General features: G+C 67.6%; 19 protein-coding genes and 1 tRNA gene. 11 read left to right on the top strand and 9 right to left on the bottom strand.

The features are described from left to right. Positions 1-42: 42 nt before the first annotated feature. The 5 genes from GBB76_RS08060 (at position 43) to GBB76_RS08040 (ending at position 4,140) form a co-directional block, all read left to right on the top strand. On the top strand, positions 43-336 hold the full coding sequence (locus GBB76_RS08060) for an aa3-type cytochrome c oxidase subunit IV (RefSeq protein ID WP_152302828.1): 294 nt from the start codon (positions 43-45) through the stop codon (positions 334-336). Between the two features lie 9 nt (positions 337-345). Beyond that, a complete protein-coding gene (locus GBB76_RS08055; RefSeq protein WP_152302827.1) occupies positions 346-1,491 on the top strand; it encodes a Re/Si-specific NAD(P)(+) transhydrogenase subunit alpha in 1,146 nt (381 codons plus the stop codon). A 113-nt stretch (positions 1,492-1,604) separates the two neighbouring features. Then, complete coding sequence (locus GBB76_RS08050) at positions 1,605-2,084, top strand: proton-translocating transhydrogenase family protein (protein ID WP_152302826.1); 480 nt, start codon at positions 1,605-1,607, stop codon at positions 2,082-2,084. 10 nt (positions 2,085-2,094) lie between these two features. Continuing rightward, positions 2,095-3,498, top strand: a complete 1,404-nt coding sequence (locus GBB76_RS08045) for an NAD(P)(+) transhydrogenase (Re/Si-specific) subunit beta (protein ID WP_152302825.1) — start codon at positions 2,095-2,097, stop codon at positions 3,496-3,498. 186 nt (positions 3,499-3,684) lie between these two features. Continuing rightward, the gene (locus GBB76_RS08040) at positions 3,685-4,140 is read left to right on the top strand and encodes a CBS domain-containing protein (protein ID WP_152302824.1); all 456 of its coding nucleotides are present in this window, start codon (positions 3,685-3,687) and stop codon (positions 4,138-4,140) included. Positions 4,141-4,221: 81 nt separating this feature from the next. On the opposite strand, the gene rpoH is transcribed toward GBB76_RS08040, so the two are convergent. Then, on the bottom strand, positions 4,222-5,133 hold the full coding sequence (rpoH, locus tag GBB76_RS08035) for an RNA polymerase sigma factor RpoH (RefSeq protein WP_152302823.1): 912 nt from the start codon (positions 5,131-5,133) through the stop codon (positions 4,222-4,224). Between the two features lie 155 nt (positions 5,134-5,288). After that, on the bottom strand, positions 5,289-6,332 hold the full coding sequence (locus tag GBB76_RS08030) for an RluA family pseudouridine synthase (protein ID WP_152302822.1): 1,044 nt from the start codon (positions 6,330-6,332) through the stop codon (positions 5,289-5,291). Here GBB76_RS08030 and GBB76_RS08025 point away from each other — a divergent pair. The 5 genes from GBB76_RS08025 (at position 6,331) to fghA (ending at position 9,492) form a co-directional block, all read left to right on the top strand. After that, positions 6,331-6,672, top strand: coding sequence for a hypothetical protein (locus GBB76_RS08025; protein ID WP_152302821.1), 342 nt, complete (start codon positions 6,331-6,333; stop codon positions 6,670-6,672). The genes GBB76_RS08030 and GBB76_RS08025 overlap by 2 nt on opposite strands. A 108-nt stretch (positions 6,673-6,780) precedes the next feature. Then, positions 6,781-6,855: transfer RNA gene (locus GBB76_RS08020), tRNA-Glu, on the top strand. A gap of 361 nt (positions 6,856-7,216) precedes the next feature. Further along, a complete protein-coding gene (locus GBB76_RS08015) occupies positions 7,217-7,498 on the top strand; it encodes a metal-sensing transcriptional repressor (RefSeq protein WP_152302820.1) in 282 nt (93 codons plus the stop codon). Between the two features lie 30 nt (positions 7,499-7,528). After that, the gene (locus tag GBB76_RS08010; protein ID WP_152302819.1) at positions 7,529-8,656 is read left to right on the top strand and encodes an S-(hydroxymethyl)glutathione dehydrogenase/class III alcohol dehydrogenase; all 1,128 of its coding nucleotides are present in this window, start codon (positions 7,529-7,531) and stop codon (positions 8,654-8,656) included. Then, on the top strand, positions 8,656-9,492 hold the full coding sequence (gene fghA / locus GBB76_RS08005) for an S-formylglutathione hydrolase (RefSeq protein WP_152302818.1): 837 nt from the start codon (positions 8,656-8,658) through the stop codon (positions 9,490-9,492). Before GBB76_RS08010 ends, fghA begins: the two co-directional genes overlap by 1 nt. A gap of 112 nt (positions 9,493-9,604) precedes the next feature. Here fghA and GBB76_RS08000 read toward each other — a convergent pair whose 3' ends face one another. From GBB76_RS08000 to GBB76_RS07980, 5 genes are all read right to left on the bottom strand, one after another. Next, positions 9,605-10,318 (bottom strand): enoyl-CoA hydratase/isomerase family protein, encoded by a 714-nt coding sequence (locus tag GBB76_RS08000; RefSeq protein ID WP_152302817.1) that lies wholly within the window; start codon positions 10,316-10,318, stop codon positions 9,605-9,607. After that, on the bottom strand, positions 10,318-11,523 hold the full coding sequence (locus GBB76_RS07995) for a CaiB/BaiF CoA-transferase family protein (RefSeq protein ID WP_152302816.1): 1,206 nt from the start codon (positions 11,521-11,523) through the stop codon (positions 10,318-10,320). Before GBB76_RS07995 ends, GBB76_RS08000 begins: the two co-directional genes overlap by 1 nt. Next, the gene (locus GBB76_RS07990) at positions 11,520-12,032 is read right to left on the bottom strand and encodes a flavin reductase family protein (RefSeq protein ID WP_152302815.1); all 513 of its coding nucleotides are present in this window, start codon (positions 12,030-12,032) and stop codon (positions 11,520-11,522) included. Before GBB76_RS07990 ends, GBB76_RS07995 begins: the two co-directional genes overlap by 4 nt. 26 nt (positions 12,033-12,058) lie before the next feature. Continuing rightward, positions 12,059-13,225 carry an LLM class flavin-dependent oxidoreductase gene (locus GBB76_RS07985; protein WP_246669077.1) on the bottom strand — a complete coding sequence of 389 codons (1,167 nt, stop codon included), beginning with the start codon at positions 13,223-13,225 and terminating at the stop codon, positions 12,059-12,061. Between the two features lie 220 nt (positions 13,226-13,445). After that, positions 13,446-14,798 (bottom strand): MFS transporter, encoded by a 1,353-nt coding sequence (locus tag GBB76_RS07980; RefSeq protein WP_246669076.1) that lies wholly within the window; start codon positions 14,796-14,798, stop codon positions 13,446-13,448. A gap of 319 nt (positions 14,799-15,117) precedes the next feature. On the opposite strand from GBB76_RS07980, the gene GBB76_RS07975 reads away from it, so the two are divergent. Further along, a complete protein-coding gene (locus GBB76_RS07975) occupies positions 15,118-16,032 on the top strand; it encodes a LysR family transcriptional regulator (protein WP_162375528.1) in 915 nt (304 codons plus the stop codon). 13 nt (positions 16,033-16,045) lie between these two features. On the opposite strand, the gene GBB76_RS07970 is transcribed toward GBB76_RS07975, so the two are convergent. Together GBB76_RS07970 and GBB76_RS07965 are read right to left on the bottom strand one after the other, a co-directional pair. Then, positions 16,046-16,897, bottom strand: coding sequence for an ABC transporter permease (locus GBB76_RS07970; protein WP_152302812.1), 852 nt, complete (start codon positions 16,895-16,897; stop codon positions 16,046-16,048). Continuing rightward, positions 16,894-17,745 carry an ABC transporter permease gene (locus GBB76_RS07965; protein ID WP_152302811.1) on the bottom strand — a complete coding sequence of 284 codons (852 nt, stop codon included), beginning with the start codon at positions 17,743-17,745 and terminating at the stop codon, positions 16,894-16,896. The genes GBB76_RS07970 and GBB76_RS07965 overlap by 4 nt, the downstream gene beginning before the upstream one ends. Positions 17,746-17,760 lie beyond the last annotated feature (15 nt).

The following is a 17,760-nucleotide window of genomic DNA, read 5'->3' as shown; positions in this document are numbered from 1 at the left end:
AGCGGAGGCACGCTTCTATTATTCCTTTGGAGGGGGTCTCAGATGGCCGACCACGGACTGCCGGAATACGCCACGGCTGACGGCAACGACTATGCCGAGCACGAGGGCACCTATGAGTTCTTCACCAAGCTGACGCTGGTGGGCACGGTCAATCTGGTCAGCTTCATGATCGCGCTGGCGATTGGCGCCGTGAACGGCCACTGGTTCATCTTCACCCTCGGCACGCTGGCCGCCATCGCCCTGACCGCGATCGGCCTCGGCTCCCGCGATGGCAAGCCCAAGCTGCTGTTCAGCCTGCTCGGTGTGCTCGTCCTCGCCCTGATCGTTACTTCCTGAGATCCAGCCATGCGCATCGCAGTAGTCAAGGAGAGCTCTGGTTCGGAGCCACGGGTCGCCGCGTCTGCCGACACGGTAAAGCGCTACATTGGATTGGGCGCGGAGGTTTTTGTTTCGTCGGGTGCGGGAGTTGCGTCCGGGATCGGGGATTCGGAGTATGAGGGCGCGGGAGCGCGGGTGGTGGCGGACAACGCGGCTGCGGTCGCGGGTGCGGACATCGTGCTCGGGGTGCGCCGTCCTGCGGCGGCGGCGCTGAAGGGGGTCAATCCCGGGGCGCTGGCGATCGCCATCATGGACCCGCACGGGCACGAGAGCGAGCTCGAGGCGCTGGCCAAGGCGGGGGTGTCGAGCTTCGCGATGGAGCTGATGCCGCGCATCACAAGGGCGCAGGTGATGGACGTGCTGTCCTCCCAGGCGAACCTCGCCGGTTATCGCGCGGTGGTGGACGCGGCCGCCGAGTTCGGCCGGGCCTTCCCGATGATGATGACGGCGGCGGGCACGGTGCCGGCGGCGCGGGTGTTCGTGATGGGGGCGGGCGTGGCCGGCCTGCAGGCGATCGCCACGGCGCGCCGGCTGGGGGCGGTGGTCTCGGCCACCGATGTGCGCCCGGCCTCGAAGGAGCAGGTGGAGTCTCTCGGCGCCAAGTTCATCGCGGTCGAGGACGAGGAGTTCAAGCAGGCCGAGACGGCGGGCGGCTACGCCAAGGCGATGTCGGCGGAGTACCAGGCCAAGCAGGCGGCGCTGACGGCGACGCACATCGCCAAGCAGGACATCGTCATCACCACGGCGCTGATCCCGGGCCGGGCGGCGCCGCAGCTGGTGAGCGCGGAGATGGTGGCGTCGATGAAGCCGGGCTCGGTGCTGATCGACCTGGCGGTGGAGCGCGGCGGCAATGTCGAGGGCGCGGTCCCCGGCGAGGTGGTGGTGACGGCGAACGGCGCGAAGATCGTCGGGCACCTGAACGTGCCGGGCCGTCTGGCGGCCACGGCCTCGCAGCTCTACGCCAAGAACCTGTACGCCTTCGTGGAGACGCTGGTGGACAAGGCGACGAAGAGCCTTTCGGTGAAGTGGGACGACGAGCTTGTGAAGGCGACGCTGCTGACCCGGGACGGGGTCGTGGTGCACCCGTCCTTCAAGCCGGCGGACGCGGCGTGATCTGAGCCTTGCGGGCGCGCCGGGGGCGCGCCCGGCAAAGAGGGATGAAGAGGCGGGCGGCGCGGGCAGGCGCGGCACGCGCCTCGTGAACAGACGTCAGGGGATTGAGGGAAATGGCCAATCCGGCAACGGGCGACGCGGTCGCCCAGAACGCGGTCGAGGGAGCGCGCATGGCGGCCGAGGTGGCGCGCCAGGCGGCACAGGCGGCGCAGGCCTATGCGGAAGCGGCGGCACAGAACTACGCGGACATCGCGGGACAGGCGGCGGGAGCGGCGGCGCATGCGCTGACCGGCGGGGCGATCGACCCGTTCGTGTTCCGGCTCGCCATCTTCGTGCTGGCGGTGTTCGTGGGCTACTACGTGGTGTGGTCGGTGACGCCGGCGCTGCACACGCCGCTGATGAGCGTGACCAACGCGATCTCCTCGGTGATCGTGGTGGGGGCGCTGCTGGCGGTGGGCGTGGACACGGTGGCCGAGGGCACCGAATGGGCGCGGGGCTTCGGCTTCATCGGGCTGGTTCTGGCCAGCGTGAACATCTTCGGCGGGTTCCTGGTGACCAGCCGGATGCTCGCCATGTACTCGAAGAAGAAGTGAGGGCGCACCGATGAACGCCAATCTGGTCGCTGTCCTCTACCTCGTCTCGGGGGTCCTGTTCATTCTGGCGCTGCGCGGGCTGTCCAGCCCGGTGACGTCGCGCCAGGGCAATCTGTTCGGCATGGTCGGCATGACCATCGCCATAGTGACGACGCTGGCGGCCTCGCCGCCGGCGGGGCTCGGTGGCTGGGCGCTGGTGCTCGGCGGTCTGGCGCTGGGCGGCGGCGCCGGCGCGGTGATCGCGAAGAAGATCGCGATGACGCAGATGCCGCAGCTGGTGGCGGCGTTCCACTCGCTGGTGGGCCTTGCGGCGGTGGCGGTGGCGGCGGCGGCGCTCTACGCGCCGGGGGCCTTCGGCATCGGCGCGCCGGGCGAGATCCACGCGCAGGCGCTGATCGAGATGAGCCTGGGCGTGGCGATCGGCGCCATCACCTTCACCGGCTCGGTGATCGCCTTCGCCAAGCTGAACGGCAATATGAGCGGCAAGCCGATCCTGCTGCCGGGCCGGCACGTGATCAATGCGGGCCTGGCCCTGCTGATCGTGGTGCTGGTCGGCGTGCTGACCGTGACCGAGAGCCACACGGTGTTCTGGCTGATCGTGATCGCCAGCCTGGTGTTCGGCGGCCTGCTGATCATCCCGATCGGCGGCGCCGACATGCCGGTGGTGGTGTCGATGCTGAACTCCTACTCGGGCTGGGCGGCGGCGGGCATCGGCTTCACGCTGGGCAACACGGCGCTGATCATCACCGGCGCGCTGGTGGGCTCGTCGGGCGCGATCCTGAGCTACATCATGTGCAAGGGCATGAACCGGAGCTTCGTCTCGGTGATCCTGGGCGGCTTCGGCGGCGACGCCTCGGCGGGCCCGGCGGGGGGAGCGGAGACGCGCCCGGTCAAGCAGGGCTCGGCCGAGGACGCGGCCTTCATCATGAAGAACGCGGCCAAGGTGATCATCGTGCCGGGCTACGGCATGGCGGTGGCGCAGGCGCAGCACGCGCTGCGCGAGATGGCGGACAAGCTGAAGGAGGAGGGCGTCGAGGTGAAATACGCCATCCATCCGGTGGCGGGGCGCATGCCCGGGCACATGAACGTGCTGCTGGCGGAAGCCAACGTTCCCTATGACGAGGTGTTCGAGCTGGAGGACATCAACTCGGAGTTCGCGCAGGCGGACGTGGCCTTCGTCATCGGCGCCAACGACGTGACCAACCCGGCGGCCAAGACCGACCCGACCTCGGCGATCTACGGCATGCCGATCCTGGACGTGGAGCGGGCGAAGACGGTGCTGTTCATCAAGCGCGGCATGGCGGCGGGCTATGCCGGCGTCGAGAACGAGCTGTTCTTCCGCGACAACACCATGATGCTGTTCGCCGACGCCAAGAAAATGGTCGAGGACATCGTCAAGAACCTCAACCACTGACCGGGGCGCCTGCCCCCCTCAAACCCGAAAGGCCCGCCCCCAGGCGGGCCTTTTTGTTTGTTCTCGTGCGCGTCGATGCTGCGCTGCCGCAACGGATTTCATTGACGGCGTGTGTATTGCATACCAGACTTAGACAAAAGAATAAGAAGCGTGACGGTCTAGGCACCACGACCAGAGGGATACGCCATGCTTGTCGCCGATCTCATGAAGCTGAAGAACGCGCGCGTGCCGACCATCCGCATGTCGGAGACCGTTGAAATGGCAGCGACATTGCTCAACCGCGAGCGCATCGGCGCCGTGGTGGTGAAGGACGCCTGCGGCTCGGAGGGCGACACCGTCGTCGGCATCTTCTCCGAGCGCGACGTCGTGCGGGCGGTCGCCGAGCGCGGCGCGGCCGCGCTCAAGATCACTGTCGGCGACCTGATGTCCCGCAACATGATCTCCTGCGCCATGGACGACACGGTCGACCATGTGCGCGCGCTGATGGACAGCCATCATGTGCGCCATCTGCCGGTGCTGGAAGAGCACCAGCTCGTCGGTGTGCTCAGCATCCGCGACGTGCTCTCCCACGATGTGCGGCAGGCCAGCGCGTACTCGGCGCATGCCGCGCCGCCGCCCGCCGACCACGCTCTGCCGGCCTGACCGCCGGGCATCCACGTTTCCTCACGAAAAAGGGCGCCCTTGCGGGCGCCCCTCGATCGGTCGGCTTGCAGGCCGCAGGCGTCACATCGCCGGCGAAGACTCCTGCCGCATCGGCGCCGTCTCCATCTGGTGCACGCGGTCGATCACCGCCTTCTGCACCTTCTCGAAGGCGCGCACCTCGATCTGACGCACGCGCTCGCGCGACACGCCGAACTCGGATGCCAGATCCTCGAGCGTCATCGGGTCGTCGGACAGCCGGCGCGCCTCGAAGATGCGGCGCTCGCGCTCGTTGAGGACCGAGAGGGCCCCCGACAGCGCATTGCGCCGGTTGTCCATCTCCTCATGCTCGACCAGCACCGATTCCTGGCTGTCGCTGTCATCGGCCAGCCAGTCCTGCCATTCGCCGCCGCCCTCGACATCGCCGCGCAGCGGGGCGTTCAGCGAGGAATCGCCGCCGAGGCGGCGGTTCATCTCGATGACCTCCTGCGCGGTCACGCCGAGCTTGGTGGCGATCAGCTGCACCTGATCGGGGCGCAGGTCGCCCTCCTCAAGCGCCGAGATCTGGCTCTTGGCCTTGCGCAGATTGAAGAACAGCTTCTTCTGCGCCGCCGTGGTGCCCATCTTCACGAGGCTCCACGAGCGCAGGATGTACTCCTGGATCGAGGCCTTGATCCACCACATGGCGTAGGTGGCGAGGCGGAAGCCCTTGTCGGGCTCGAAGCGCTTCACCGCCTGCATCAGGCCGACATTGCCTTCCGAGATGACCTCGGAGATCGGCAGGCCGTAGCCGCGATAGCCCATGGCGATCTTGGCCACGAGACGCAGATGGCTGGTGACGAGCCTGTGCGCGGCTTCCGGGTCCTCGTGCTCGCGCCAGCGCTTGGCGAGCATGTATTCTTCCTGCGGCTCCAGCATGGGGAACCGGCGAATTTCCGCCAGATAGCGGTTGAGGCCGCCCTCGGCGGAAGGCAAGCTCATAGCGGAACGGGCCATGACTGCACCCTCCTGTTGTCTCGGTCCCCATGATTGGGCGACCGGTTTGCGGCCGCTTCTAGCCGGCCGTTGCTTTATAATAGCAGCAAGGGCCTCTTTTTGCGAAACCGCAAGGCGGTCGGGGGTCACGAAGCGTTGAGCGGGCGCTCCCGCGCTCAGCCATGGGCTGTGAGCGCCGCCTGAAGACGGGCGAGATCGGCTGGAAGTTCGCTTTCGAACAGCATGAACTCGCCGGTCGCGGGATGCTCGAAGCCGAGGCGGGCGGCATGCAGCGCCTGCCGGCCCAGTGTGCCCAGCTCGTGCACGGCGGCCTCGCCGAGCCGGCTGACGCGGGTGCGCTGACCGACGCCATAGACCGTGTCGCCGAGCAGTGGGTGGCCGATATGGGCCATGTGCACGCGGATCTGGTGGGTGCGGCCGGTCTCCAGCTGGCATTCCACCAGCGCGGCGACCGGGCGGCCCTGCGTGTCCTCATAGGCCTCTAGCTTCTGCCAGTGGGTGATGGCGTAGCGCCCGCCGGCGCGCACGGCGATGCGCTCGCGCGAGACCGGGTGGCGGGCGAGGGGGGCGTCGACCGTGCCGCTCGGTAGGTCCGAAACGCCCCAGACGAAGGCGAGATAGGCCCGCTCGAGCGGGCCGGTGCGGCCATGGTCGGCGAACTGCGCCGCCAGCCTCTTGTGGGCGCGGTCGTTCTTCGCCACCACGAGGAGGCCGGACGTGTCCTTGTCCAGCCGGTGCACGATGCCCGGCCGGCGAACCCCGCCTATGCCGGACAGGCTAGCCCCGCAATGGAAGAGCAGGGCGTTGACCAGCGTGCCGTCGGGATTGCCCGGCGCGGGGTGGACGACCAGCCCGGCCGGCTTGTCGACGACCACGAGGTCGTCATCCTCGTAGACGATGACGAGCGGTATGTCCTGCGGCTCCGGCGTGGCGTCCTCGGGGGCGGGAACCTCGACCGTGAAACGATCGCCGGGGCTGACCTTCGACGAGCCGCCGGCGACGGGATGTCCGTCGCGGCTCACCTTGCCCTCGGCGATCAGCGCCTGCAGGCGCGTGCGGCTGAGCGCGGGGAGGTGGCGCGCCAGCACGCGGTCGAGCCGAAGCCCTTCATCCTCGGGCCCGGCGGTGATATCGACGCGCAGCGCCGCCTCCGGCGCGAGCTCGTCCAGATCCTCATTCACTTCGTCCGGTGCCGGCATGACTTCTCCAGATACAGACGACGACAAGCTCGATCCGGCACAGGAGCGGGTGCTGCGCAAGCTGCGCCGCTTCGCCCTGTTCTCCGGCCTGATCATGGCGCTCGGCTTTCTCGCCGTCTTCGGGGCTATCGGATACAAGCTCATGAGCGGCAGGAAAAGCGCGCCGGCCGATATAGCCGGCACGATCCAGTTGCCGAAGGGGTCCATGGTCCGCTCGGCGGTGATCTCGGGCGAGCTGATCGCGGTGACGCTGGAGCGCGACGGGCGGGTCGAGACCCGGTTCTTCGACCTTGCCACCCGCGCCCCGCGCGGCACGCTCGGCTTCGCCAGCGAGCCGTGAGGCCGCCGGCCGGCGCCGGGCCGGCGAGTGTGGGGAAAATCCACCGCTCCCGCTCCCGCGCCCTTGATCCGGCTGCCGAATGGCTCTAAGAGACCGGCCTGCCTAGATGCGCCCATCGTCTAGCGGTCAGGACGTCGCCCTCTCACGGCGAAAACCGGGGTTCGATTCCCCGTGGGCGCGCCAGCAATTTCAGGGGGTAGCCCCTGGCTGGTCGCAAGAAAATCAAACGTACGGAAAATATACCGAACATGCGCTTCCATGCTCGCGCGAGCCATGGTGAGCTTCCGGGCGCTTTGAACGAAAAGCCGACAGGCATTTCGGCCGTCGCTTTTGGATGCGAGGCGCATCGGTCATCCGGCCCTCGTCGTCGACCAATTCGCGCGGACCATTTTCGTTGGTGCCAACGCCCCGGCGGGTCGAGGTCGGGGGACCCATCGTTCCCACCGGATCGCCGGTAGCAGCCGGCCGCCACTTGCGCACATACTCCCTCCAGTATATTGAAGCGGTTCAAACGTGCCCGCATGCGTGGCGCCGTGGTGTCCTGATGCCCCATTCGCCGGACGACAAGAAGCGCGCCTTGACGCGGCTGCGCCGCATCCGGGGCCAGGCCGAGGCGCTGGAGCGCGCGATCGAGGCGGAGGCCGCATGCGGCGTGCTGCTGCAGCAGATTTCCGCGCTGCGCGGCGCCGCCGGCGGGCTGATGGCCGAGGTGCTCGACGCCCATCTGCGCGAGACCTTCGGGCCAGACGCGCAAGCGGCCGGCGCACCGCCCGCCGCGGACGATCTCGACGCGATCGTGAAGATCCTTCGCACCTATCTGAAATAGCCGCCATTCGATCAGAACAGGGAACATCCGATGAAATCGCGTGCCGCCGTCGCCTGGGAAGCCAAGAAGCCGCTGACCATCGAGACCATCGAGATCGGCGGGCCCAAGCCCGGCGAAGTGCTGGTCGAGATCATGGCGACCGGCGTGTGCCACACCGATGCCTACACGCTGGACGGGCTGGATTCCGAGGGCAAGTTCCCCGCCATTCTCGGCCATGAGGGCGCGGGCATCGTGCGCGAGGTCGGCGCAGGCGTCACCTCGCTTAAGGTCGGCGACCATGTCATCCCGCTCTACACGCCGGAATGCCGGCAGTGCAAAACCTGCCTGTCGCAGCGCTCGAACCTGTGCACCTCGATCCGCGCCACGCAGGGGCAGGGCCTGATGCCCGACCGCACCACGCGCTTTTCCTGCGAGGCGGTCGGCGGTCGCAGCGGCGAGATCTTCCACTACATGGGCTGCTCGACCTTCTCGAACTTCACCGTCCTGCCCGAGATCGCCCTCGCCAAGGTGCGCGAGGACGCCCCCTTCGACAAGATCTGCTACATCGGCTGCGGCGTCACCACCGGCATCGGCGCGGTGGTCTACACCGCCAAGGTGTGGCCGGGCGCCAATGTCGTCGTGTTCGGCCTCGGCGGCATCGGCCTGAACGTGATCCAGGGCGCGCGCATGGTCGGCGCCGACAGGATCATCGGCGTCGACATCAACCCGGCCAAGGTCGAGATGGCGAAGAAGTTCGGCATGACCGACTTCATCAACCCGCTGGAGGTCGGCAGCGACAAGGTGGTTCAGGCGATCCAGGACCTGACCGATGGCGGCGCCGACTTCACCTTCGACTGCACCGGCAATGTCAACGTGATGCGGCAGGCGCTGGAAGCCTGCCATCGCGGCTGGGGAACCTCAATCGTCATCGGCGTGGCGCCGGCGGGCGCGGAGATATCCACCCGCCCGTTCCAGCTCGTCACCGGCCGCAACTGGCGTGGCTCCGCCTTCGGCGGCGCGCGCGGGCGCACCGACGTGCCGAAGATCGTCGACTGGTACATGGAGGGCAAGATCAACATTGACGACCTGATCACGCACACCATGCCCCTCGACGAGATCAACACCGCCTTCGACCTGATGCATGAGGGCAAGTCGATCCGCTCGGTGGTGATCTACTGATGGAAACGATCTCGCGCGCGAAGTCGCATGGCGGCGTTCAGGGCGTCTATCGGCACGACTCGAATTCGACGGGGACGCCGATGACCTTCGCCGTCTTCGTGCCGCCGCAGGCCGCGAACGGCCCGGTTCCGGTGCTGTGGTATCTGTCCGGGCTCACCTGCAGCCATGCCAATGTGATGGAGAAGGGCGAGTACCGGGCGGCCGCGGCGGCGCATGGCGTCATCGTCGTCACGCCGGACACCAGCCCGCGCGGGGCCCATGTGCCGGACGAGCCCGACAATTGGCAGTTCGGCTCCGGCGCCGGCTTCTACCTCGATGCGACACGGGAGCCCTACGCCGCGCATTACCGGATGTATTCCTACATCGTCGAGGAACTTGCCGCGCTGGTCGCCGCCGAATTCCCGGCCGACATGAGCCGGCAGGGCATTTTCGGGCACTCCATGGGCGGGCATGGCGCGCTGACCATCGCGCTGAAGCATCCCGACCGCTTCGGCAGCTGCTCGGCCTTCGCGCCGATCGTCCAGCCAAGCACGGCGGATTGGTCCCGGCCGGCGCTGGAGAAATATCTCGGCGCCGATCCGCAAGGCTGGCGCGCCTATGACGCGGTGGCGCTGATCGAGGATGGACGGCGCTTTCCGGAATTCCTGGTCGATCAGGGCTCGGCCGATCCGTTCCTGGAGACCGGCCTGCGGCCGCAGCTTCTGGCCGACGTCTGCGACGCCGCCGGCATCCCCCTCACGCTCAATCTGCGCGAGGGCTACGACCATTCCTACTTCTTCATCTCGACCTTCATGGCCGACCACATCGCCTGGCACGCCGCCCGCCTCGCCCGGTGAACGTCGTCGTTCCAGCCGGGGCGCCTGCGGCGGACAGGCGTCACTGCAATCGCGCGAGGGCGGCCGCCTCGATATAGCCGAGCTGCCGGCCCTCGCGCGCCGCGAAGGCGTTCTACACGTGCTGTCCGCGATAGCGCGCGATCCGTTCGTGCAGCCCGGCGGGGGCAAGCGAGCGCACCATCTCGGCGAGATCGGCGTCGCCGGTGTCGGTGCCGGTCAGCCGGAGGATGCGCGCGGCGGCGGCGGGCGGCAGGCCCTCATGCGCGGCGAGCAGCCGCCCGGCCGTGGCGGACAACTCCCCCTCATCGACGAGATGGGTGAGCAGGCCGACCCGCAGGGCCTCCGACGCGTCGAGGGTGCGGTTCTCCAGCAGGATCGCGCGCGCCATGTCGGCGCCGACCAGCGCCGCCAGACGGCGCGTGCCGAGCGCGACGCCGAAGCGGAAGCCGGGAAAGCGGAACTTCGCCTTCGCCGTGCCGAGCCGGTAGGTGCAGGCGGCGACGAGATCGGCGCCGGCACCGAAGGCGGCGCCGTCGACCAGGGCGAACGAGACCGCCGGCGCGGTGCTGACGGCCTGCAGCAGCATCTCGATATGGGCGAAGCGCAACAGCAGGTCGCCCGCGCTCTGCGTCTCGACGCCGGTGAAATCGAAGCCGCCGCAGAACACCCGCCCCTCGGCGCGGAAAGCGAAGGGCGAGCCTTCGGCGGCGGCAGCGGCGACGCCGGCGGAGAGCGCGGCGACGCTGGCCGGATCGAGCGCATTCGCCTTCTCCGGCCGGGACAGGGTGATCAGGCGCAGCCCGTCAGGTGCATCGGCTGTGCTCATCACACGGCCCTCATCCGGCGATGCTGGCACCATTCCCGGTAGACCTCCTCGTCGTGCTCGCCAAGCTCGGGCGGGCGGCGCTCGATCTCGAAGGAATAGCCGGTGAAGGCGACGGGGAACCCCACCGTCTCCGCCGTCGCGCCGTTCGGCATCGTCATGGGCTGCACCCAGCCCATCTCGCGCACATGCGGGTCGGCGAGAATGTCCGCGAAGTCGTTGATCGGTGCGCAGGGAACGCCCTTGGCGTCGAAGGCGGCGAGCCATTCCTGCGCCGGGCGCGTCGCGAAGATCGGCTGGAGTATGGCGGTCAGCGCGGCCTGGTTCGCGGCGCGCAGCGACTGGGTGGCGAAGCGGGGATCGTCGGGCAGGTCGGGACGCCCGACAATGGCGCAGGTGTCGCGCCAGAGCTTGTCGTTGCCGGCCGCGATGGTGAAGGGCTTGTCGGCGGCGTCGAAGCCGGCATAGGGCGCGTTGCGCGGATGCGCCGAGCCGAGCCGGCGCGGGGCCTGGCCGGTGCCGAAATACTCGCTCGTCTGCAGCGCCGAGATGCCGAGCAGCGCGCCGAGGATCGAGCAGTCGATATGCGCCCCCTCGCCAGTGGCGCGCGCGCGCATGACGGCGGCGAGGATGACATAGGCAGCATAGAGCCCGGTGACGAAATCGCCGACCGGCACGCCGCATTTCACCGGGGGCCCGTCGGGCTCGCCGGTCACGCTCATCACGCCGCTCATCGCCTGCACGGTGACGTCGAAGGCGCCCTTCTGCGCATAAGGCCCGTTCTGGCCGTAGCCGGTGATGGAGCAGTAAACGAGGCGGGGATTGCGGGCCTTCAGGTCCTCATAGGCGAGGCCGGAGCGGGCGAGCGCGCCGGGTCGGAAGTTCTCGACGAAGACGTCGGCATTCTCGACCAGTTCGTACAGGCGCTCGACATCGGCCCGGTTCTTGATGTCGAGCGCGACCGAGCGCTTGTTGCGGTTGAGCGAGGAGAAATTGCCGCTGAACGACGGTCCGGGTTCGTCCGCTCCCGGATGCAGCGGCGGCCAGCCGCGCATCCCGTCGCCACCATCCGGGCGTTCGACCTTGACCACGTCGGCGCCGAGGTCCGCGAGCAGGCAGCCGGTGAAGGGGCCGGCCGCGATCTGCGCGAATTCGAGCACGCGCAGCCCGGCGAGCGGCTTTGCCGGCGTAGATTCGGGGTTGTTCACGCGACCATCCTTTCACGTTCCAGCGCGGCATAGGTGCCGCGATGATAGAGCAGCGGTTCGCCGCCGAAGACATGCACATGGTCGACGGCGCCGATGATGATGGTGTGGTCGCCACCGGGGCAGATCTCCGAGACGGAACATTCGGCAGCGGCGACGACGCCCGCGATCAGCGGGCTGCCCCGGCGCCCGGGCCGATGGGCGATGCCGGCGAACTTGTCCTCCTGCTTGGAGGCGAACAGGCGCGAGATTTCCGTCTGCTCGCGGGCGAGGAAGTGCAGTCCGAAATGGCCGCTGGCGACGAGCGCCCCCAGCGTGTTGGAGCGATGGTCGAGGCAGATCAGGAACAGCGGCGGGTCGAGCGACAGCGAGGTCACCGCGTTGATGGTGACGCCGTGGAGCGGGCCGTCGGGATGGGCGGTGGTGACGACGGCGACGCCGGTGGGGAAATGGCCGGCGAAGGCACGCAGTTCGCCCGACGAGAGGGCCGGCGTGGTGAGGGGATCCGACATGGTTGGCCTCCGGGAGTTCGATGCGCTCAGGCGGCAGCCGCGAGCGGATGATCGAGGCGAAGCCCGGCCTCGCGCATCAGCGGCAGCACGCGCGCGCCGAAGAATTCGAGATCGGGGAGGAAGTCGTAGAAATTGACCTGGACGCCGTCGCAGCCGGCCAGCTTCAGCCGCTGGAAGCCCTCGACCACCTGGGCGGGCGTGCCGACAATGTGGACATTGCCGCCAATGGTCCATTGCTCCCGCGTCGCCGCCTTCCACGAGGTCTGGTCGCCGCCGACGAAGGTCCGGTAGAAGTTTTCCGCCGCGACCGGGTCCTGATGCCGGAGGATGGCGTCGTACTGCGCCCAGGCTTCCGCTTCGGTCTCGCGGCAGATGACATGCGGATTGATGATGGTGCGCACGTCGCGCCCCTGCTCGGCGGCAGAAGCCTTGATCGCGGCGTTGTGGGTCGGCAGCGCTTCGCAGGCGCGGTCCAGATTGGCGCCGGCCGGGCTGGTCACGAAGATCAGGTCGGAATGCTTGACGGCATAGGCAAGGCCGGCACCCGAGGACGAGGCGTTGACCAGAAGGCATTTGTTGCCGACCGGCTTGGGCGCGACGAAGGCCCCCCTGGTCTTCCAGAACCGGCCGTCGATGGTGAGGTTCTCGTCCTCCGACCAGAGGCGCTTCATCATGGTGACGAACTCGTCGGCCATGACATAGCGGTGGTCGTGCTCGATCGGTTCGAGACCGAACATCTCAAATTCGCTGCGCTTGTAGCCGGTGACCATGTTGAGGCCCCAGCGGCCGCCGCTCATTTCCGACAGCGTGGCGCCGAACTTCGCCAGATGCAGCGGGTGCCAGCCATAGAGAATGTGCACGGTGGAGACGAGGAGGATCCGCTTCGTCAGCGCGGCGAGGCCGGCGGTGATCAGCAGCGGGTCGGTCGCCATCTCGCGGAACTTCATCTCGCCGCCATAGCCGCCCTTGCCCATCCACTGGGCGAGGCCGAAGACGAGATCGAAGCCGAGCTTCTCGGCCATGACGGTGCAGCGCGCATTGTAGTCGAAGGTCCACGAGGTGCCGCGCGGCGCGGTGGACGGGCTCCACGCGCCCGACTGGATCGGCAGGAACAGCCCGAGCATGAGGGGCTGGAGCTTGGCGGCCTCGATCGGCGAAAGTCGGGAGCCGTTGTCCGACATCGTGTCCAACATGCGTCTCTCTCCCATTCTGATTGTGTGTCGGGTCCGATGAGCGGTTGCCGGGAAAGAAGTTCTCAGCGGCAATTGCACAATGGAACGATAGAGTGCGAGTAAATCGATTGAAAACGATAGTTTTCGATGTGATTTATTCGATATATTCGATGCCTTGACCTGAAGAAAAAGGCCGGGGTGCGAACAGGTCCGCTCCCCGGCCGAAGGCCTCCGTCCAGGATCAGGTGGAGGGCGAGGCAACGCGGGCGATGACCGGCGCGCCGTCTTCGCGCACCCAGCCCTCGTTGGTGGCGTAGTCGTCCTGCGAGCGGTCGCGCAGGAACAGCGCCGATATGAAGCTGATCGCGGCGATGACCGCGATGTAGGTACTGATCGCCGTCGAGGTGCCGTAGGTGTGCAGCAGGAAGGCGGCGATCATCGGCGCGGGTCCGCCCGAGGTGATCGAGGCAAGCTGGTAGCCGATCGACGAGCCCGAATAACGCACGCTCGGCGGGAAGCTTTCGGCGATGAAGGCGGCCTGCGGGGCGTACTGCATGTCGTGGATCGGCAGGGACAGCAGGATCGCCATCACGATGAGGAAGGGAATGCGCGTATCCAGCATCCAGAAGTACGGGAAGGCGAACGCCATCATTGTGAAGGCGCCGATCAGGTACATCCGCTTGCGGCCGATCCGGTCGGAGAGATAGCCGAAGAACGGCGTGGTGAAGAGCGAAAGCGCCGCCGCCGCCAGCACGCAGTTGAACAGGAACGACCGTTCCAGCCCGAGATTCTTCGTGCCGTAGGACAGCAGGAAGGTGGTGAACAGCACGAAGGGCGCCTGCTGCCCGGTGCGGATCAGGCAGGTGAGCAGGATCTGCCGCCAGTAGCCGCGCACCGCGTCGATCACCGGCGTTCGGGCGATCTGCTTCTTCTCCTGCATCTGCTGGAAGACCGGCGTTTCCAGCACGCCGAGGCGGATATACAGGCCCACGACGATGAGGAGCGCGCTGATCAGGAAGGGAATGCGCCAGCCGATGCTCTCGAACCATTCCGGCGTGCCGACCCAGGAGGTGACGGTGAGCGCCGCCACGGCGAGCAGCATGCCGAGAGGCGAGCCGAATTGCGGCCAGGAGGCTGCAAGTCCGCGCCGCTTGTTGAACTTCGACCATTCGGTCGCCACCGCGATGGCGCCGCCCCATTCGCCGCCGACGCCGATGCCCTGCAGCATGCGCAGCACGGTCAGCGCCACGGCGCCCCAGATGCCGATCTGGTCATAGGTCGGCACCAGCCCGATGAGGACCGTGCTGACGCCCATCAGAAGCAGCGTGGCCACCAGCGTGCCCTTGCGGCCGATACGGTCGCCGAAATGGCCGAAGATGATCGCCCCGAGCGGCCGGGCGGCGAAGCCGAGGAAGAAGGTGGAAAAGGCCAGCAGCGTCGCCGCATAGGGGTCCTGCATCGGGAAGAAGAGCTTTCCGAATACCAGCGCGGCGACGAGGCCGTAGAGATAGAAATCGTACCATTCGATCATCGTGCCGACGGTCGAGGCGATAACGGCGCGGCGCGCATGACGCGCGGAATCGACGTCGCTCATGGGCGACGCCCTCAGATGCGAGGCCATCTATTCCTCCCAAAGCGCTCCTTTTCGGAGCGTGTTTCTCGTCCCTAGGTACGCTGACGACGTCGACTTCTTGTTCTGCCGGAGCATAGGCCGGCAGTGACGCAGTGTCCGCGTGGCGTGCGCGGGCCCTGCGTCTCGCGACGTCGGCGAGCGCGTTTTCGTCTTGTTGTTGTCTAGACGAGATGCGTCGCACCCCATCCAGAAGCAGCCTAGGCGCGGGATTTTTTTATTGAAAGCGATTGATTTCGATCAATACTGTACGGGATAATCGATGGTAGAGGGCCGCTTTTCAATGAACTTCCGTCAGCTGGAGACATTCATCGAGATCGTGCGTCTCGGAAGCTTCGCAGCTGCAGCAAACAAGCTTCACGCCACGCAATCCACCATTTCCGCGCGCATTCAGGAGCTGGAGAGCGATCTGGGCGTCGTGCTGTTCGATCGCAGCCAGCGCAAGGCCACGGTGACGGCCAAGGGGCGGGAACTGGTGGGCTACGCCGAGCGCGCGCTGCATCTTCATGACGAGATCCGCCAGCAGATCGCGCCGCGCGAGTCGCTGTCGGGTACGGTGCGCGTGGGCGTGGCCGAGCTGGTCGCCATGACCTGGCTGCCGCAGCTCGCGGCGACGGTGCATGAGCGCTACCCGAACATCAGCCTCGAACTCGACATCTCGCTGACCGCGCCGCTGCGTGCCCGCCTGCTCTCGGGGGAACTCGACGTGGTGTTCATTCCCGGCGACGCGTTCGATCCCTCTCTGGTCGCCCATCCGCTCGGCGCGGTCGTTTTCCGCTGGATGGCCGGGGCCGACTACGCATTGCCCGCCCGGCCGTTGGTGCCGGTCGATTTCGCCGATCTGCGCATTCTCTCGCTCGGCGAGAACTCGATCCACTATCAGACCATCTCGTCCTGGATCGAAGAGAGCCGTTCGGTGCAGCGTCCCGATCTGTGCAACAGCATGACGGTGCTTTCGACCCTGACCGCGGCCAATGTCGGCGTCAGCCTGCTGCCGCCCTGCTGCTACGGCAAGGAGATCGAGGAGGGGCGGCTGCGCGTGCTCGCCGCCGATCCCGAGCCGCCGCCGGTGCCGTTCTCCTGCGTCTACAAGCGGCGACGGCTCGCCACGTTGCAGGAGATCATCGCCGAGACCGCGATGGAGATCAGTTCCTTTGGTCCCCCGGGGGCGTCGGTCGTGCCGGGCATGAACGGCTGAACCCGGCCTCCCGCTATCTCTCCTCGGCGCGGCCGAAGAGCAGCCAGAACGAGACGCCGATCAGCAGCAGGCTGACGAGCAGAACCAGCGTGGCAAGGGCGAAGATCAGCGGCACGTTGGACGAGTGCGAGGTGGCCTGCGCCCATTCGAACAGCGGCAATGTCGTCGCGGTGCCGCGCAGCAGGATGGTGCGCGCAAGCTCGTTGAACGACAGCAGGAAGCCGAACAGCGCCGCCGACACCACGCCCGGCATGATCAGCGGGAACTCGATATCGGCGAAGCGCCGCCACGGCCCGGCGCCGAGATCGGCGGCCGCGTCGTTGAGCCGGGTGTCGAAGCGCGTCGTCGTCACCAGCAGGGCCAGCAGCGCGAAGGGATAGGCCCAGGCGAAATGGGCGAGGAAGACCGACCACCAGCCGAGCCTCAGCCCGAGGAAGACGCGCAGATAGAGGAACAGCCCCGCCCCGAGAAGAACGCCGGGGATGAACAGCGGGGCGAGGAAGGCCAGGAGCAGCGGCCCGCGTGCGCGCAGATGTGGCAGGGCCCGTGCGACCAGCAGCCCGGAGGCGGCGCAGGCGAGCCCCACCACCACGCCGCAGCCCAGGCTGGACACCAGCGGGCCGACCCAGCGCCGGTCGGTGAAGAGCCGGTCATACCATTCCAGCGTGAAGGGTCCCGGCAGGCCGCCGAGCGGATCCGCGCTCACCGACATCACGCCGAGCCAGAGCATCGGCGCATAGGTGAGCACGATCATGCCGAAGCCGCCGAGGGCGGCGACGAGGCCCAGATGGCGCTCAAGCCGGCCGGCGCGCACGCGAACCGGGCGCGCTTCGGGCGTGGCGGTGCCTGAAAGGGGCGCCTTCATCGCTTCATCCCCTCGAAGACGGCGGCGATGGACCCGCCGCCGATGAGCCGCAAGGCCAGGAACAGCGCCGCCAATATGCCCAGCACCAGCGCCGCCAGTGCGGCGGCGACGGGATAGTTCAGCACCTGCAACAGGCTGGTGATCGAGGCGCCGAGCATCGCGACCCGACCGCCGCCGAGGAGCTGCGGCACCACCGTCTCGCCGAGCAGCGGCACGAAGGTGAAGATGATGCCGGCGACGATGCCGGGCAGCGCCAGCGGCAGGATCACGTCGCCCAGCACCTTGACGGGCGAGGCGCCGAGATCGCGCGCGGCCTCGATCAGTTCGTCGTCGATCAGCGAGATCGACAGGAAGACCGGCAACACCATGGTCGGGAAGGAGGGGGCCAGCAGGCCGAGATGCACCGAGAATTCGGAGAAGAGCAGCCAGTCCAGCGGCTGGTCGATGATGCCCAGATGCATCAGCGCGGTGTTCACGAGGCCCGAGCGCGAGAGCACGGAACGCCAGACGATGGTGCGCGAGGCCAGGCTGATGAAGAAGGGCACGGTCAGCAGCGCCAGCACCATCGCCTTGAGCAGGGGCGAGCGCACGCCCTTGGCCAGCCACAGGGCGAAGGGCAGGGCGAGGCCGAGCTCGATGGCGGTCACGGTCCCGGCGATGCGCAGCGTGCGCAGCGTGACCTCGTAGCGGCCGGAATCGAACACGGCGGCGTAGGCATCGAGGCTCAGGCTGGTGGAGAAGCTGTAGTCCTTCATCTCGAGGAAGGACCACAGCACCAGCAGCGCGACCGGCACCACGACGAAGACCGCCCACAGGGCGATGAAGAGGAACAGGGTGGTGCGCAGCATCGGCCCTAGGATCGC

The sequence above is a fragment of the Ancylobacter sp. TS-1 genome (assembly GCF_009223885.1).
GTDB lineage: Bacteria > Pseudomonadota > Alphaproteobacteria > Rhizobiales > Xanthobacteraceae > Ancylobacter.
Note: the sequence above shows the minus strand (reverse complement) of the source record. Positions and strands in the feature narration are given on the sequence as shown.

Bases quoted from the DNA above. Each gene is read 5' to 3' on its own strand.
- GBB76_RS08060 (WP_152302828.1), top strand. From the start codon at position 43: ATGGCCGACCACGGACTGCCGGAATACGCCACGGCTGACGGCAACGAC.
- GBB76_RS08055 (WP_152302827.1), top strand. From the start codon at position 346: ATGCGCATCGCAGTAGTCAAGGAGAGCTCTGGTTCGGAGCCACGGGTC.
- GBB76_RS08050 (WP_152302826.1), top strand. From the start codon at position 1,605: ATGGCCAATCCGGCAACGGGCGACGCGGTCGCCCAGAACGCGGTCGAG.
- GBB76_RS08045 (WP_152302825.1), top strand. From the start codon at position 2,095: ATGAACGCCAATCTGGTCGCTGTCCTCTACCTCGTCTCGGGGGTCCTG.
- GBB76_RS08040 (WP_152302824.1), top strand. From the start codon at position 3,685: ATGCTTGTCGCCGATCTCATGAAGCTGAAGAACGCGCGCGTGCCGACC.
- rpoH (WP_152302823.1), bottom strand. From the start codon at position 5,133: ATGGCCCGTTCCGCTATGAGCTTGCCTTCCGCCGAGGGCGGCCTCAAC.
- GBB76_RS08025 (WP_152302821.1), top strand. From the start codon at position 6,331: ATGACTTCTCCAGATACAGACGACGACAAGCTCGATCCGGCACAGGAG.
- GBB76_RS08030 (WP_152302822.1), bottom strand. From the start codon at position 6,332: ATGCCGGCACCGGACGAAGTGAATGAGGATCTGGACGAGCTCGCGCCG.
- GBB76_RS08015 (WP_152302820.1), top strand. From the start codon at position 7,217: ATGCCCCATTCGCCGGACGACAAGAAGCGCGCCTTGACGCGGCTGCGC.
- GBB76_RS08010 (WP_152302819.1), top strand. From the start codon at position 7,529: ATGAAATCGCGTGCCGCCGTCGCCTGGGAAGCCAAGAAGCCGCTGACC.
- fghA (WP_152302818.1), top strand. From the start codon at position 8,656: ATGGAAACGATCTCGCGCGCGAAGTCGCATGGCGGCGTTCAGGGCGTC.
- GBB76_RS08000 (WP_152302817.1), bottom strand. From the start codon at position 10,318: ATGAGCACAGCCGATGCACCTGACGGGCTGCGCCTGATCACCCTGTCC.
- GBB76_RS07990 (WP_152302815.1), bottom strand. From the start codon at position 12,032: ATGTCGGATCCCCTCACCACGCCGGCCCTCTCGTCGGGCGAACTGCGT.
- GBB76_RS07985 (WP_246669077.1), bottom strand. From the start codon at position 13,225: ATGTTGGACACGATGTCGGACAACGGCTCCCGACTTTCGCCGATCGAG.
- GBB76_RS07980 (WP_246669076.1), bottom strand. From the start codon at position 14,798: ATGAGCGACGTCGATTCCGCGCGTCATGCGCGCCGCGCCGTTATCGCC.
- GBB76_RS07975 (WP_162375528.1), top strand. From the start codon at position 15,118: ATGAACTTCCGTCAGCTGGAGACATTCATCGAGATCGTGCGTCTCGGA.
- GBB76_RS07970 (WP_152302812.1), bottom strand. From the start codon at position 16,897: ATGAAGGCGCCCCTTTCAGGCACCGCCACGCCCGAAGCGCGCCCGGTT.
- GBB76_RS07965 (WP_152302811.1), bottom strand. From the start codon at position 17,745: ATGCTGCGCACCACCCTGTTCCTCTTCATCGCCCTGTGGGCGGTCTTC.